Origin of the sequence: Sedimentisphaera cyanobacteriorum, assembly GCF_001997385.1 — a bacterium.
GTDB lineage: Bacteria > Planctomycetota > Phycisphaerae > Sedimentisphaerales > Sedimentisphaeraceae > Sedimentisphaera > Sedimentisphaera cyanobacteriorum.
In genome coordinates this window covers 1,590,188-1,606,781 of the sequence record NZ_CP019633.1, presented here as the reverse complement: position 1 = coordinate 1,606,781, position 16,594 = coordinate 1,590,188, and the positions used below count along the sequence as shown (strand labels likewise).

Here is a 16,594-nt window from a genome sequence, read left to right as displayed (position 1 = left end):
TAATTGAATAAAGGAAATATTGATGTCTTGTGAAGCCTGTAAAAAGCAGAAGTTTGAGAAGGTTTGCCGGATACTTGAAGAACATCAGGCAGACAAATCAAATCTCATACCAATACTCCACGCAGTGCAGAGGGAGTACAGGTATCTGCCGGAAGAAATTTTAACATATATTGCAACAAGTCTGAAAATGCCGCCGGCAAAGGTTTATGGAGTGGCAAGTTTTTACGCACACTTCGCACTTGAGCCGAAAGGCAAGTATGTAATCCATGTATGCGACGGAACAGCCTGCCATGTAAAGGGCTCGATAGCGATCCTTGAGGCAATGCAGGGAAAGCTCGGCCTTGACAAGGAAAAATGCACAACAGACGACCAGCTTTTTACAGTGGAAACTGTCAGCTGTCTCGGTGCATGCGGGATGGCTCCGGTGATTACTATAAACGAAGATGTTTACGGGCTTGTAACGCCGGAGAAGGCGGGAAATCTTATCGAAGAAATTCTTGAAAAGGAGAAGGCCTGATGATTGCGGCAACCGTAAATTTGGAATCAATAAAAGAAAACTACCTCAAAGCCCTTGAGAAAACCCAGAGGCAGATTGTGGTCTGCGCAGGTACGGCCTGCGTTGCAAACGGGTCTTTGAAGGTCTTTGAGGCTATAAAAGAGCAGGTGGAAAAGAAAGACTTAAACGTTTCGGTAAAGCTCGAATCTGATAAGGATGCTGATGTGGTTATGGCCAAAACAGGCTGCCGCGGGTTCTGTCAGGTTGGGCCGCTGGTAACGGTGCGTCCGCAGGAATATCATTATGTGCGGGTGAAGCCGGAGGATGCTGCTGAAATTGTTGAATCCTCAGTAGCTGATGATAAGCCTGTGGAAAGACTTCTATACTCCGATCCGGCTACCGGAAACACCTGCAAAACCACCAAGGACATCCCCTTTTATACAAGGCAGAAACGTACGGTTCTCGATGAGTGCGGCAAGATTGATGCCTGCAATATAGAAGAGTATATCTCACATGAGGGATACTTCGCAGCGAGAAAAGCGTTTACACAGATGCAGCCTCAGCAGATATATGATGAAGTTCTCGAATCTGGTCTGCGAGGCAGAGGCGGGGGCGGATTCCCCACAGGGAAAAAATGGGCGCTCACTCTCCCCCAGCCCGGCGAGAAGAAATATGTAATCTGCAACGGCGACGAAGGCGATCCGGGCGCTTTTATGGACAGAAGCCTTATGGAAGGCAATCCGCACCGAGTGTTAGAAGGGATGATGATTGCTGCAAGGGCTATCGGAGCAGATGAGGCCTATGTTTATGTTCGTGCGGAGTATCCGCTTGCCGTAAGCAGGGTCAGCGAGGCGGTAAGAGATGCCGAGGCTCTGGGCATATTGGGCGATGATGTATTCGGCACTGGAGAGAGCCTTAAGATAAAGGTGCTTGAAGGAGCCGGCGCATTTGTCTGTGGCGAGGAAACAGCCCTCATCGCTTCCATTGAAGGGCGCAGGGGTATGCCGAATCCAAAGCCTCCATTTCCCGCACAAAGCGGGCTCTGGGGCAGGCCAACCTGCATTAACAATGTGGAAACGCTCGCAACAGTTCCGCTGATAATCCAGCACGGGGCAGAGTATTTCAAGTCTATGGGTACGGAGAACTCAGCGGGCACGAAGACTTTCGCTCTCACCGGCCACGTTGCAAATACCGGTCTTATCGAAGTGCCCTTCGGCCTAACTCTGCGAGAGATTGTATTCGGCATCGGAGGCGGCGTAACAGACGACGACGGGAATATATTCGAAGACGGCTTCAAGGCCGTTCAGTGCGGAGGCCCTTCAGGCGGCTGCCTCACAGAAGAACACCTCGATCTGCCTATAGATTACGACAACCTGCGGAATATCGGTGCAATGGTGGGCTCAGGCGGGCTTGTGGTGATGAACAAGAAAACCTGTATGGTGCAGATTGCGCACTTCTTTATGCAGTTTACGCAGAACGAATCCTGCGGAAAGTGCGTCCCGTGCCGAGAGGGTACAAAACAGATGCTCAGGCTCCTTGAGGATATCATCGAGGCAAGGGCAACACTGGAAACGATCGACCTGCTCGAAAGGGTGGCAAGCGCGGTATCCAAAGGCTCGCTTTGCGGCCTCGGGAAAACCGCACCTAACCCCGTGCTTACTACGCTGAAATACTTCCGCGATGAATATACCGCTCACGTAGTGCACGGGAAATGCCCGGCAGGGCAGTGCAAGGCCTTCGCAATGCCTGAGATCGATCCGGAGAAATGTATCGGCTGCGGGCTCTGCAAGAAGAAATGTCCGGTAGATGCGATTGAGGGCGAGAAAAAGCAGCCCCACGTAATCGATCAGGATAAGTGCATCAAATGCGGAGCGTGCGCAGAAGCTTGTAAATTTAACGCAGTAATTGGGATGTAGAAAAATGGCTGATAAGAAATACTTAACAATAGACAACCGCAGGGTTGAAATCAAAAACGAAAGAAACCTGCTTGAAATAATAAGACGAACAGGCATAGACCTGCCGACATTCTGCTACCACTCAGAGCTGAGCATCTACGGAGCTTGCAGGCTCTGCGTTGTGGAGATTGAGGGAATGGGCATCGTTACATCATGCAGCACAACGCCTCAGGAAGGTATGGTAGTTAGCACCAATACAAACGAGCTGCGCGAGATGCGAAAGGTGTATCTCAAGCTCCTGCTTGCAAATCATCACCAAACCTGCACAACCTGCTCAAAGTCCGGAGCTTGCAGGCTTCAGGATCTCTCCAACAGGCTCGGGATAAGGGAGATTCCCTTCTCTGAGGAGTATAAGCCAAAGCCTGTGGATTCAAGCAGTCCGTCTCTTATTCGCGATCCGAATAAATGCGTCCTCTGCGGCGACTGCGTCCGTGCTTGTGAGGAGATCCAGAGCGTGGGGGCGATTGATTTTGCAAACCGAGGAGCAGATACGATTGTCTCGCCTGCGTTTCTCAAAAATCTTGATGCGGTAGAATGCGTTTACTGCGGAATGTGTGCAGGTGTCTGCCCCACAGGTTCTATAACGCCAAAATTTGAAACAGAGAAGGTTTGGAATGCGCTAAACGACAAGAAAAAAACTGTAGCGGTTCAGATAGCTCCTGCAATCAGGGTAGCTATAGGCGAGATGTTCGGCCTTGAGCCCGGCGAGGTGTCAACGGGAAGGCTCGTAGCTGCGATGAAGCTGCTCGGGTTTGATCAGGTTTACGACACTTCATTCGCCGCAGACCTTACAGTGCTGGAGGAATCAACTGAATTTATCGATAGAAAGACCAAGGGCGAAAAACTGCCGCTTTTCACCTCGTGCTGCCCGGCTTGGGTTAAGTTTGCAGAGCAGTTCTATCCTGACCTTCTGGGCAATCTCTCTTCCTGCAGGAGCCCTCAGCAGATGTTCGGCTCTGTTGCACGCAAGACACTCCCCGAACAGCTCAATGTGAAGAATGAAGATTTGTACCTTGTTTCAATTATGCCCTGCACGGCCAAAAAATTTGAAGCCCAGAGGGATGAATTCAAGACAGACGGCCACAGAGATGTGGATGTAGTGCTCACTACTCAGGAGCTGGGGATGATGATCAAGGAAGCGGGGATCGATTTCAGCGGCCTAACTCCCGAATCTCTCGATATGCCCATGGGCTTTAAAACCGGCGCTGGAGTTATCTTCGGGGTAACCGGAGGCGTGAGCGAGGCAGTGCTCAGATTTGCTGCAGAAAAGCTTACGGGCAAAAAGGTCGCCGAGACAGACTACAATCAGGTGCGGGGGAATGAAGATATACGAGAAACTGAGATTGAAATCGGAGATATTAAGCTCAAGCTCGCAGTAGTGCACGGTTTGAAAAATGCCCGCAAGGTGGCAGAGATGATAAGGGCAGGTGAGTGCGACTACGATTTTGTGGAAGTGATGTCTTGTCCGGGCGGGTGCATTGCAGGGGCAGGCCAGCCTTTCAGCAAAGACTACAACTACAAGCAGAAGCGTCAGAACGGGCTTTATGTGAGCGATAAAGGTTTACAGCTGCATAAATCTCAGGACAACCCTTATCTGCAGAGCTGTTATGCCGATGCCCTCGGAGGCGAACCCGGCAGCCATACTGCCCATGAACTCCTGCATACGAAGTACAAAACCCGCAGAAGGATCGAAAGCGATCACATCGAAATAGGCAGCGAAGATGAGGCCAAAATCTCTGTGAACGTATGCGTGGGTACGAGCTGTCATCTCAGGGGCTCAAGGAAAATTCTGCAGGATATGATGGACTATGTCCACCAGAAAGACCTCGAGGACAAGGTGAACATTCAGGCCACCTTCTGCTTTGAGAAATGCGATAAAGGGCCGAATGTGCGCATTGATGATAAGATTATCAGCAAGTGCGATTCAGCAAAGGCTGTTGAAGAGCTCAATAATGCCCTTGCAGAGGTGTCATCGAAAAAATGAAAATCCTTTCATTCAACTAATAGAACACACATACAATACTCTTTCGGGCGTTCGGATTCATTCCGGCGCCCATTTTTATTTCCCCTTCGGCATTTTGAGCGTGCAGGTCTTGAGCTGAGTTTTCTATTTTTGGGGCGGCAGATGAATGCTCTCGCCGTATGCACCCATCCAAGCCTCCTTGAGCACTTCTGATACTGTAGGATGGGGGAAGCTAACCTCGCCGGCCTTTTCGTTTGTACCAATAATCAGCCTCGCTGTGCTGATCATTTCAGTTGCCGATTCTCCTACCATGCTCACTCCGACTATACGGCCGTCAGCTTTGTCTTTTATAATCCGCACCTCGCCGGCTGTCTGATTATGGGCAAGGCTTCTTCCGTTTGCGAGAAACCCCGATTTGGTAACGCTGTAATCAATGCCTTTCTCCCGAGCCTCTTTCTCTGTAAGCCCGACGCCTGCCGCTTCGGGGAAGGAATATACAGCCCTTGGAACCAGATGGTAGTCTTTGATTTGCCCGCCTTTGCCCGCGAGAATGTCTGCGAGGATCTCCGCCTCCAAATATGCGCCGTGAGCGAGGTATGTTTTCCCGGCAAGGTCTCCGAGTGCGTAAACGCCTTTAGCGGATGTCTGCATTTTCTCATCTATTACCACCTCGCCGACGCTGAGCTCAAGGCTTAAGGCCTTGGCGGTTTCCTCGCTTATTACAGGCCTTCTTCCCACAGCAACTAAAACCTTCTCGCTCTCAAGCACCTCGCCTGAGGATAGATGAAGCCTGCATAGATCGCCTGAGGTTTCCGCAGAGCTCACTTTAACATCAGTAAGGGCTTTAAGGTTTATCTTTCTGAATTCCTTCTCAAGCAGCCTGCCTGCCCAATCGTCCTCCCTTGGAAGCAGTCTCGGAAGGGCTTCGATAATTGTGGTTTTACAGCCCATTGAGGCATAAAGACAGCCCATCTCGCAGCCGATTACCCCGCCGCCGATTATTACCATGGATTTGGGTATTTCTTTAAGGTTCAAAGCCTCTTTGCTGGAAATTACCTTTTTCCCGTCGAATGGGATTGAGGGAATCCCTTTTGGCTCAGACCCGCTTGCCAGAATTATGTGTTCGCAGCTGATTTCTCTGCCGGCATTTTTCAGCCTCACCGAGCCATTTTCCTTTACTTCGGCATCATCTATAATCAGCTCCGCTCCGTTCGAACGCAGCAGCCCTTCAACGCCGGATGTGAAGCTCTTTACTATTGCATCTTTGCGGGATTGAATCCTGCCCCAGTTCGGCTCGCCGAAAGATACATCAAGCCCCATCAGGTTTGCGTGTCTGGCTTTAATTATAAACTCCGCAGACCCAAGCAGCGCCTTCGAAGGTATGCAGCCGTAATTCAAACACGTCCCTCCGGGCTTGTCTCGCTCTATAACAGCGGTTTTGAGGCCGTTTCTTGCGCATTTTATCCCTGCGGCATAGCCTCCCGGCCCCGCTCCTATTATCACTGCATCGTAATCTTTTGCCATAATCAAACGCTTATTCTTATGTTCTTAAAAAAATAGGTGAACTGCCGGCATTTATGCTCAAAGGTTTCTCAGGTGTACTATCGGTGCTGAAATATTCCCGTTTTTTTCTTGTGTTGGTTTTAGCTATTCTTTTTTTGTGCAGCAATATAAAATGTTTTTTTGCTTTAGATAAGGATTTTATCTCATAGAAATTTATAAGGATGGAGTTTATATATTCAAATAGACAAACTGAACTTTTGAATTGACTTGAATACTTGCTGCCTTTGAGTTTTTTCGACTTAAGCTCTATGAAAACCAAATCAGGGGGCGATTCTTCTGTATTTTGATATATCAGAAGGTAATCGCATCTTATGTTATGGTCTTTTGTTGAACTGAAAATATATTCAGGACACTTGCAAGCATCTATTTTCAGTATTAATGAATTATCCGGTATGTTGCTGAGTTTCACATGTTTTAGTTTGGCTTCTTTTCCAGATTCCCTTAAAACAGCTGTATTTTTCCCTTGGGAAACATTTAAATCCAAGGTAAATTTTCTATGAAAGATGCTTTTAAGTGTATCAGTCTGCAGCAAATTTATTCCTCTGATTCAAAAAGAAGGCTGTTTTGGATTCTTTCCATTGCTTCAATTGATTCATCAAAACTGGCCACTTCAATTCCAAGTTCTTTATCGATATCTGCCGGGATTAAAGTCAGGCCTGTAGTTTTTCGTTTATTTCCGTCTTTGAGAATTTTCGCTTTTTCAGCAGTATAAACCTTAAATTTAGAAGAAGATAATGATTCTTTTTTAGAATAATTTGCCTTTTCCATTATCTTTAGATGTGAGGTGTTTTCAGGGTCAAACATAATCAAAGAATTCAGCTCCTTTATCAGGTAATCGCTGTGAGTGGTTACAAAGATTTTTATTCCAAGGTTGATTAATCTTGCAAAAAGCCTTGCTATCTTTCTTTGATTTTCCGGGTGCATATTAAGTTCAGGTTCATCCACCATAAGCAAATCACCTTTTCGGCAGATATGTTTAAGATAAAAACCTAAATCAAGCAGAGAACGAACAGAGCTTGAGCTTTCATCCATGGTCAGCTTTACTCTTTTATCTTTATTTGGGATAAAGTATAATTCATCGCTATTTGTTACTTTGTATGTTCCCCCAATAATATCTGCAAATTCTTGGAGCAGATCATGGTGTTCGACAGCTAAAAAGCTTTCTCTCTTAGCTACATTTTCTATATTTCTAATGAATTCAACGTTTTGCTTAACCGGAAGTGCATAATCTGAATAAACTTTGTTTATCAGTTCAAAAGGGTTAAACGAAGTCTTTTCCATAGAGCTAACTTCTTCCAGCAGTCTGTTTCTTGCGAAATTAAGCTCAGAGCGGAAAATTGCAGCTCCAGTTCTTTCCTCACTTATAATGAATGGTTTGGGGAATAAATGGCCAAAAAGAACCTGACGGATAGTTTCTCCAATCGCATTATCTATAAGGTCTTTGTGAAGTTCTTGGCCTCCATTTTGTATCATCAGGCTTGCGGTGATTTTATTTGCATTTTTGGGTTTATTTAATTTTAGAATATTCTTTTTATTGGTTCCGTAATTTACTTCGATTTCCTTGGCAGGGAATTCTTCAGGCTCATCTAAGCTCACGAGGAATTTAACATTTTCAAAGTTCCTCTTATTTGCAGCAAATACATTGGGAAGAAGTTTCTTGTATTCTCGGCATGCATCTGAAAGTATTCTGTTTCTTTTTTTGGAGTAATTATCTAATGGAATTTCTGCTGAGCCATTTTCCAGTAGATTTTTTATAAGATTGTCCGGGACATCCAAATGGTAATGGTTGTTAAAGAAATCTATAAAACCATAAAGGGCGTAAGTTGCGTATGTTTTGCCGGTATTATTCTTACCGCAAATTATGGTAAAATCCCCCAGCTCAAATTCCGCTTTTTCTATCGGCCCTAGATTTTAGACAGATATTTTCATTGTTAGCCCTTAGTTGTAATAAATTATTTTATTAAACAATTATATATTATACGAAGTTTTTAGTTTTTCAATCAATAAGACTTTTTTATCAATGCCCGGTCATCCAGTTTTCGCCCCAGCCGGTGTCCACCTTCAGTCTAACCCTGAGCTCTATTGCGTTTTCCATTATCTCGCTGATGAGCTTTGCGTTTTGCTCAGCATCGTCTCTGCTGCATTCGAAAACCAGCTCATCGTGAATCTGGATAATCATCTTAGCTTTGAGTTTTTCTGCGTCAATTTGATTCTGCACCTCAATCATAGCAGCCTTAATCAAATCCGCAGCCGAGCCTTGTATTGTGGTATTGAAGGCCATCCGCTCGGCAGAAGATTTCTCGCGTTTTGCTGAGGAGTTTATCCCGGGCACAGCTCTGCGTCTTCCGAGTATTGTGCTTACATAACCGTTGGTTTTTGCCCCGTCGATTACGCTCTGCATAAAATCCTTTATCGAGCTGTACCGATGAAAGTAGCTGTCGATAAATTCCTTCGCCTCGCTTTGTGTTATCCCCAGAGACTGCGAAAGGGCATAAGGCCCTTGGCCGTAAATAATGCCGAAATTCACAGCCTTTGCCTTGGCTCTCAGCTCGGGCTCTGGGTTCTCAGTATCTGCCCCGAGAAGTTCACTTGCCACGAAGCTGTGTATATCCATATCGCTGTTGAATGCTTCCAGAAGCTGGCTGTCCTGAGAGAAATGGGCGAGGAGCCTGAGCTCCACCTGTGAGTAGTCGGCGCTCAATATTACGCCGTCTTTCTCCCCCGGCACAAACGCAGCGCGAATCTTCCGTCCTATATCTGTACGTATCGGGATATTCTGCAAGTTCGGATTGGATGAACTCAGCCTTCCTGTGGCGGTTATTGTCTGGTTGAAGCTGCAATGCAGGCGGTTTGTTTTCGGGTTAACCATAGCCCCGAGCTTGTCAATGTATGTGCCTTTGAGCTTTACGAGCTGGCGGAACTGCTGCACATCCTCGATCACCGGATGGAAATCTGCGAGCTTTTCCAGAACAGATGCATCGGTGCTCCGTTTCTTTATCTGAGGGAGCTTGAGCTTGTCAAACAGCACCTCAGAAAGCTGCTTGGGAGATTCTATATTGAAAACCGAGCCGGTTTGCGCAAAGATTGAATCTCTTAACGTTTCTATCTGAGAAGAGATTTCCCTGCTCATCTTCTCAAGCACCGAACAGTCTATGCTCACGCCTTCAATCTCCATCCTGCAAAGCACCTTCATTAGAGGCATCTCGAGCTCTTCAAAAAGCTTCATAAGCTTTGGCTGCTGGTTCAGTCTCTGATTGAGATACTCATACAGCCTGAATGTGATATCTGCATCCTCGCAGGCATAATCTGCCGCATCCTCGGCGGGAACCTTATCGAATGTTATCTGCGATTTGCCCTTGCCTATCAAATCGCTTATCGGCTGGCATTCATAGTTGAGATAGTCCTTGGCCATAGCATCCATTGAGTTGCTGCTTCTCTCGGCATTTAGCAGATACGAAGCAATCATCGTATCAAAGCTCACGCCTTCAAGGCTCAGCCCTGAATTCCAGAGCACCTCGATATCGTACTTTACGTTTTGCCCGGCCTTCTTTATATTTGGATTTCTGAGGATGCCCCCGAGCTTTTCTTTGAGCTTATCGGTGCTGATGGTCTTTGCGTTTCCGCCAGCCTTTACGGGTATATAATAGGCTTCGTTCTGCTTCCATGAAATGCTTACACCAACCAGTTCGGCCTTCATAGGCTCAATGCTGGATGTTTCGGTGTCGATTGCGAAAATCGTTTGTTTCTCAAGCTTCCCGCAAAGCTCTTCAAGCTCTTCTTCGCTCCCCACAAGCCTGTAGTTTTGCCTGCCGTCTTTCATACTTTCATATTCTGATTCATTGTCAAACAGGGCGGTCTGCTTTTTCTTTCCCTTGCCTTCTGTTTTTGTTTCTGTTTTGATCTCTTCGAGTTTACCCTCAAGTCCCACTGTCTTATACAATCTCTGAAAGCCCAGTTCGTAGAAGATTTCTGCAAGCCTGTCGTAGTCAAAATCCGAAAGCCGGAATGCCTGCTTTCTCAGCTCAACAGGACAGTCCCGTTTTATCTCCACAAGCTCTCTGCTGAGCTTGGCCTCTTCTTTGCTGTCTCTGAGTGAATTGCCTCTCTTGCCTTTGATCTCGCCGGCATTTTCATAGAGCTTTTCGAGAGAGCCGTATTTCCTGATCCACTGCTCAGCAGTTTTCGGCCCAACATCCGGGACACCCGGGATATTGTCTGCAGTATCTCCCATAAGAGCAAGTGCATCAAGAAACTGCTCCGGGGTGAGCTGTTTTTCTGTCTCCAGCCAGTTCAAATCTTTCACGGAATCTTTTTTTATGTCGTAAACGAACACGTTCTTTTCGATAAGCTGCAGCATATCCTTGTCGCCGGAGCATATATAGGTTTGTAACCCCTCTTTTGAGGCCTTTTCGGAAAGTGTTCCAATAATATCATCGGCTTCATATTTTTTCACTCTCAAAACAGGAATCTTCATAGCCTCGAGGATCTGCTCAATCCTCTCGATCTGCTGAGGCATATCTTCAGGCATTGGAGGCCTCTGCGCCTTATACTCGGGAAAAATATCAGATCGGAACGATTTTTCCCTGCTGTCCATCGCCACAGCAAGCATGTCCGGATTTTTGCGGTTTATCAGCCCGAGCAGTGTGGTTGTGAATATGTATGAGGCCTTTGTGGGCTCGCCTGAAGGGCTTGAAAGGTTTGTCCGCATCGGAGCAAAATAGCTCGAATATATTAAGGCGTGGCCGTCTATAAGATAAAATTTTTCGGGCATTTTGCCCTCCTAACGCATAAAGTTTTTTCTATAATCATACAGATTCTGCTGAACAGCCAGCTCTGTTTTTTTCTCTGAAATCTTTTTCTATAAATTTAACAACGCCGTCTTCAGTGTTGCTTTTGCAGATTAGACTTGCTTCTCTTTTTATTGATTCAGCTGCATTTGCAACGCATACGCTCTGAAGCCCCTGCGAATTGAGTCTCAGCATCGGCAGGTCGTTTGTGTTGTCCCCGAAAACCACTATATCGCTCAAATCTGTGCAGAGCTCTTCGGCCAGGCTTAAAACACCTTCTGATTTCCTCGCCCGTGAGCTGTGTATAGTGAGCCAGTGCCATTCGGGACAGTACGGGTTTGCAAAGCAGTAGCAGTCTATTTTTTGGCTGAATCTGCTCTCGATATCACCCCTTATATTTTCGATTTGAGTTTGAGAGCCTATCACAATAAAACCGGCCGTTTCATTTTGAAAAACAGAGTCGTCAATTAAGACCTGCTCAGACCTGCCTCTGTGGTCTTCTGATTTGTCGTTTAAAAACCAGCGCATACCTTCATTTGCAAGTCCTTCGTAGAAAACTCTGTCTTTACCTTCTGCGCAGCAGAAAATGAACGGCATTGCCTGATAAAAGTCTATGATTTTGTGTATTTCTCTGCAGACGCCTTCTTCCATTGGTTCGCTCAGCAGATGCTCGCCGGTGTTAATGTCGGTTATAAACGCCCCGTTCACTTCAATTACAGGAAGGTTGAGTTCAACTTCTCGCATAATCTTTCTTATCGAAGCAATGCTTCTTGCGCTTGCTAAGGTAATCCTGCAGCCTTCTGATATCAGTTCATTGAGTTTGTGTTTAGTGAAATCTGAAACAGCTGCGTTTTCATCCAGCAGTGTTCCGTCGAGGTCTGTAATATAAAGCGGGCTTATTTTTGGTGGATTATTCATAAAAGCTCAATCCTGCGGCAGTTTTGCGAGATTAATATCAGAGCCTGACACCATCAAAATATCCTCTTTATATATTATTGTCTTGGGCATAGGTACGTTAATAATCTTGCCTTCTTTCTCATCTGCCGCAAATTTACCTCTCTTAATAGCGATTAGGTTCACGTTGAATTTCTTTCTGAGCTGAAGGTCAACCAGCGTTTTGCTGTGAAAGCTGTCGCCTGCGCTTATCCTTGCGAGACTGTAGCCCGGGGCAAAATCAATCTTGTCTGTAACCTGCGGGGCGATAAGCTTATACGCCCACCGCTGCGCTGCCTCTATCTCAGGATAAACTACTTCCGTTGCCCCTACAGCCTTGAATACCTGACCTGATACCAGATTGATGGCTCTTGCATAGATATTCTTTACGCCCATATTCTTCAGGTTTACTACTGTAAGAATAGCCGCCTCAAAGCCGCCTCTTCTCTGGCCTATCCCCACTACAGCTACATCGGCCTTGTCAACGCCCTGAGAAATCAGTGCCTGCTCATCGGTGCTGTCCAGACGTACCGCATGGCTTACCTGATCCCTGATCGAGTCTATTTCATCTCGTTTTATGTCTATCGCTATAACTTCCGCCTCGCTCATTGAAAGCGCAACGGCCAGTTTTTTGCCAAATCTGCCGAGCCCTATAACAGCGAATTTTTTCATTTCTTTCCCTTCAAAAATAAAAGGCTTATTATAGTGAAGGAGGAAATCTCTGCAAACCTGCCGAGTTTAAAGCGGGGCTGTAAGCTATCTGGACAAGCTTATTCCTGAGGCCAGATATCCTCGAGGCGAGGGTCTGATAAATCCAGCCTGTACATTATCTGATTGTAGTCGTATCTGGGTGTTGGGTTCTTGTTGCTGGTGTAAGTTGTAACGTATGTCCCCTCAAAGTAGATATTTCCCCTGCTGTTGAATTCAGGGTGGTAAGATACGTTGTAGAATGTGTAGTCTTCAAGATTGCCTGAAGCGTCGTGAGTTGCAATTTTCTTCGCCTTTCTCCAAGGCCCTTCCGGATTTTCTGAGGCAGCAATCCATATCTCGCCAAGAAACGAATCTCCCCATTTCTGATTGCCTGTCATAATCCAGCAGTCCTTATCGGCGTTGTATCCGGCAGACCCGAACGCTAACTGAACCTTTTTCCCTGTTTTTGCGTCAGTCAGCCTGTTCCAAGCTTCTTTTGGGGATGCCTTTCCTGTCTCCACCAGCTTCTGCCATTGATTGTCGTTCAATGGAGAGGCGTTTTTCTTCCAGCCCCATACAATATTGCCGTTTTCATCCCTTTCAACTTGCGATTTTTCTCCTTCAAATGCAGTTCCGGGCATGAGGCAGGTATAAGCCTCGTAATCCTGAGGGTTTGCGAAAGCTTCTAACTCAGCCTTGATTCTCGCAGCGGGGTAGGGGCAGTTAACATAAACGTATCCGTTTCTTTTGCCGGCCTGACCTGAGAGAACTATATTGTGCTCATCTTGGAAAACCGTAAGCGTTTCAAACTCCTGCTTTGAATCATTGAAAACCGCAATCCCTTTCTCTCCCTTTGCCTTTCCCTTTATCACCCCATAGCTTGCAATAAGTCTCTCGCCGGTCTTTCCCTGAACGCTTGCAAGGGTGTTCATCCATACTACCTGCCCCTTCGGGTGGGGGAACATCTGCTTGCTGAAGCCGCTGCTGTTGGTGAAGTAATCGAGATTTATGCCCTCATCAGGGCTCAGTCCGCCCGAGCCTTGCAGAAGAGATACTGCTGAAGATGTTTTAAAATTCCCGAGGGGATAAGAAGGACGGTCGGTATCGCCCCAGAGCCAGAAATACCTGCCCCTGTATTCGGTCATAGCTACGGTGTCCTGCCCGAGCACCTTCCCTGCAAGCAGGGGCTTTTCCAGCGGCACATCTCTGCCGAGAAGAACGCTGTGTCTGTAAATCCCGCCGCCGGTGATTCGGTAGAGACGCTCTGCTATGTTTATTCTGTCTAAGTAGATAACAGCGTTTCCATTTGGTTTGGGGATTAGTGTTTTACCTCCTCCCGCAGCGCTTTTATATCCGTAGCTGTCTATATGGAAAAATATTTTCTCGCTCATAAGCCCGGGTTCGAAGAATGCAATCCTTCCTGCGCTGTCGGTATGATATGTTAATCCCTGCTCAGTTTTCAGCTGAACCAGCGGCACGCCTCTTCCTGTTTCGCTGTCTCGAACTGTTATCTCGAACGGCAAATATGCATCCGAGCTGGCAACGTAATTGTTTTTCAGTCTGTAATGCTCCAGTTTGCTGTATTCGGTCGAATCAGCGGTGTTGGGGTCTGGTGCGAGTGTGAATTCAGTTTTCTCGCCCGGGGAAGGGCTGAGGCTGACGCCTCTGTACCCAAAGCCGTCTTTCTCGAGATCGATGTATCCGTGAGGAGCTTCAACATAAAAGAAAACTTTTCCCGCATCCATAAGCCCGGGCTCGAGAAATGCAATCTTTCCTCTGCTGTCAGTCAGGTATGATATTTTGTTTATGGTTTTGAGCTCTGTCAGGGGTACAGGCTCTCCTGTTGCGGAGTTTTTCACTGTAATAACGAACGGTTCGCAGGGGATTTCTGCGTTGGAAAAAGCAGAAGAAATCAATAACAATAAAAACGAAAGGTAAATTCTGAACTGTTTTATCATTTTTTTTCTGCCTTCGGTGAAGCGGCCTATTGTTAAGGCGTATATAATTCTGGATTATTCTGGTTCAGGTCAGCCGGCAGCGGTAAAAATGAGAAGTATAAGAAGCAGAAGGCATACTGCTGAGAGAACCGCAACAATAATCCTGTATTTAACTATAACCCCGTAGCTGTATTGACTGCTTTCATCTCTTTCAACCGCCTCGCCTTCTTCAAGCTCCTCCAGCTCGCTTACATCTATAGTCTGTCTTGCAAATACGGGAGGCATACCGTTGTTTACAGATTCAAGGTCTTTAAGCAAATCGCTCGGGTTTGCGTATCTTTCGCTTCGTTTTTTTGCGAGCATAGTTTCAATTATCTCGCAGAACCCGCTTGAAAGCTTTGTGTTTATATGGTCGGGCGGGGTGAGCGGTTCGTTTAGATGTTTGCGCATCACTTCCGCCGGCTTTTGAGCCTTGAACGGAACTGTGCCGGTAACCATATGATAAAGAGTTGCCCCGAGGCCGTATATATCTGCACGGCCGTCTATATCCACTTCCCCCTTGATCTGCTCTGGGGCGATGTAGAAAGGGGTTCCGAAGGCCTTGCCTTTTTCCGCACTTGCTGCTTCAGAGTCGTCCGTTGTCCGGGCAAGCCCGAGGTCTGCAAGCTTAACAACGCCTTCTTTGGTAATCATTATATTTTTTGGTTTGATATCTCGGTGTATCAGGCCCTGTGCGTGGGCGTGCTCTAATGCCTTGGCCAGCTGGATCATTATCTCGAGGGCTTTTTTCTCTTCAAATATCTTTCCCTTCGAAAGATCGTCGTATATAGACTTGCCTTCTACATACTCCATCACGAAATAGTATAACCCTTTCGCCTCCCCAACATCATATGCCTGAACGATATTGTTGTGGTTAAGCCTTCCTGCAAGCCGGCCTTCTTTGTAGAACCGCTCCACATAGTTGCTCTTCCCGACAAATTTATTCGGCAAAACCTTTATTGCTACTGTTCTGTCTAAGCTAACCTGCTTGGCCTTGTAAACCACTGCCATTGCTCCAGAACCCAGTTTGCCAAGTATTTTATAACCGGGAATCTGTCCTGCAGCATTTTCAGGTTTCGCTTTGTTTTCGTTTTCCATTAGTTATTAAAGTTTCCAGAATTATCCGTTTTGTTCTGATTGCTCTTCTTCAGGCTCTGCGTTTACATTTGGAACCCTGGCAATATCGTCCTGTCTCAATTCCAATGCTACAGGTACGTAGCCTTCAGGAACATAAAACCCTACGTCTAATACCGCATTTTTGTTTTTATCGGGTTTGTGCGGAAGAAGATTAAATTTTGATTTTAGGTCAAATTTTTTGAATTTGCTGTTATCTGTAACATAGCCCACAGGGAAAACAGAAAGCCCGTCGCCCTTGAACATATCAGCGTAGTTTTTGTTGCAGATAAGGCGAAGCTGGGCAGGGCCTATTTCGTATCCGCCGCCTTTTTCTATTATTCCCCCGTTTTTCACTTTATCCTGAGATATCTCTACCTTCACCAGAAACATCTGCTTGCCGGAAATCTTCTTCACTACTTGATTGACCTCGTCGTATTTCATAAGCTTGGGCGCCTTGCGAACTGCCTGAGGTGTATTCGGTACATCGATAGCTTTCTCGCCGGCTATTGGGGAAACTCCTTCCTCATAAAGAGCTCTGTCGAGGAAGTTGGTGTCTATGAAGTTGTCGTGAACTATACCGAAATTCTTATCTCCGCTAAGGCTTCCTGCAGAGAGCATATTGTAGAATCCGGTAACCGCTGAATCGAGATTCAGGAAAGTATTGTCCGGTGCAATCTCATAGTTGCTGTTTGTAACTATCGGCTTGTTTGCGTATCTGGGGTAAGGGTACTTTGATTCCATGGGCATCATCGAGAGAAAAACAATTATCATTCCCGTAACAAAAAAGCTGAATATCAAAGAGAACAAAGCCGAAAAAGACCTGTTTACAATGTCGGGGAGTTTCAATTCCGGGCGAATTGTGAAATCTCCAAGCAGTTTCAGGATTGCGAAGGATATTCCGAAAATAAGAACGAATGACAGTCCTTCTGCTGCCGCCGGGAACCAGTTTATCTTTGATACAATCTTAGAAAGCGGCTCGAAAAACGAGAACGCAAATACAAGCCCGCTCACCATCGAGAACAGCATTATTACATACTTATAAAAATTCGGCTTTACAATCGCCTCGGCTAATATTGCCAGTGTTATTACTGCGAAAAGACCAATTACTATCATTT

Annotated in this window: 12 protein-coding genes; 3 read left to right on the top strand and 9 right to left on the bottom strand. The window is 46.3% G+C overall.

What is annotated here, in order from left to right; genetic code table 11:
* Positions 1-22 precede the first annotated feature (22 nt).
* The 3 genes from L21SP3_RS06450 to L21SP3_RS06440 are packed head-to-tail and all read left to right on the top strand — an operon-like array spanning position 23 to position 4,435.
* On the top strand, positions 23-517 hold the full coding sequence (locus L21SP3_RS06450; RefSeq protein ID WP_077540072.1) for an NADH-quinone oxidoreductase subunit NuoE family protein: 495 nt from the start codon (positions 23-25) through the stop codon (positions 515-517).
* Positions 517-2,412: an NADH-ubiquinone oxidoreductase-F iron-sulfur binding region domain-containing protein gene (locus tag L21SP3_RS06445; RefSeq protein ID WP_077540071.1), complete on the top strand. Its 1,896-nt coding sequence runs from the start codon at positions 517-519 to the stop codon at positions 2,410-2,412. Before L21SP3_RS06450 ends, L21SP3_RS06445 begins: the two co-directional genes overlap by 1 nt.
* Positions 2,413-2,416: 4 nt before the next feature.
* Positions 2,417-4,435 carry an NADH-dependent [FeFe] hydrogenase, group A6 gene (locus tag L21SP3_RS06440; RefSeq protein ID WP_077540070.1) on the top strand — a complete coding sequence of 673 codons (2,019 nt, stop codon included), beginning with the start codon at positions 2,417-2,419 and terminating at the stop codon, positions 4,433-4,435.
* A 123-nt stretch (positions 4,436-4,558) separates the two neighbouring features.
* On the opposite strand, the gene lpdA is transcribed toward L21SP3_RS06440, so the two are convergent.
* The 9 genes from lpdA to L21SP3_RS06395 all read right to left on the bottom strand — a co-directional run bounded on the left by lpdA (position 4,559) and on the right by L21SP3_RS06395 (position 16,592).
* A complete protein-coding gene (lpdA, locus tag L21SP3_RS06435; RefSeq protein ID WP_077540069.1) occupies positions 4,559-5,938 on the bottom strand; it encodes a dihydrolipoyl dehydrogenase in 1,380 nt (459 codons plus the stop codon).
* 16 nt (positions 5,939-5,954) lie between these two features.
* A complete protein-coding gene (locus L21SP3_RS06430) occupies positions 5,955-6,509 on the bottom strand; it encodes a hypothetical protein (RefSeq protein ID WP_077540068.1) in 555 nt (184 codons plus the stop codon).
* A gap of 2 nt (positions 6,510-6,511) precedes the next feature.
* Entirely contained in the window at positions 6,512-7,876 is a 1,365-nt protein-coding gene (locus tag L21SP3_RS06425; RefSeq protein WP_227806838.1) for an AAA family ATPase, read from the bottom strand.
* Positions 7,877-7,994: 118 nt separating this feature from the next.
* Positions 7,995-10,748 (bottom strand): DNA polymerase I, encoded by a 2,754-nt coding sequence (gene polA, locus L21SP3_RS06420; protein ID WP_077540067.1) that lies wholly within the window; start codon positions 10,746-10,748, stop codon positions 7,995-7,997.
* Positions 10,749-10,782: 34 nt separating this feature from the next.
* The gene (locus tag L21SP3_RS06415; protein ID WP_077540066.1) at positions 10,783-11,682 is read right to left on the bottom strand and encodes an HAD-IIB family hydrolase; all 900 of its coding nucleotides are present in this window, start codon (positions 11,680-11,682) and stop codon (positions 10,783-10,785) included.
* Between the two features lie 6 nt (positions 11,683-11,688).
* Positions 11,689-12,369, bottom strand: a complete 681-nt coding sequence (locus tag L21SP3_RS06410; RefSeq protein ID WP_077540065.1) for a potassium channel family protein — start codon at positions 12,367-12,369, stop codon at positions 11,689-11,691.
* Between the two features lie 98 nt (positions 12,370-12,467).
* Positions 12,468-14,345, bottom strand: a complete 1,878-nt coding sequence (locus L21SP3_RS06405) for a hypothetical protein (protein ID WP_077540064.1) — start codon at positions 14,343-14,345, stop codon at positions 12,468-12,470.
* Positions 14,346-14,414: 69 nt separating this feature from the next.
* Positions 14,415-15,461: a serine/threonine protein kinase gene (locus tag L21SP3_RS06400; protein WP_077540063.1), complete on the bottom strand. Its 1,047-nt coding sequence runs from the start codon at positions 15,459-15,461 to the stop codon at positions 14,415-14,417.
* Between the two features lie 21 nt (positions 15,462-15,482).
* Positions 15,483-16,592: a CvpA family protein gene (locus L21SP3_RS06395; RefSeq protein WP_077540062.1), complete on the bottom strand. Its 1,110-nt coding sequence runs from the start codon at positions 16,590-16,592 to the stop codon at positions 15,483-15,485.
* Positions 16,593-16,594: the final 2 nt, after the last annotated feature.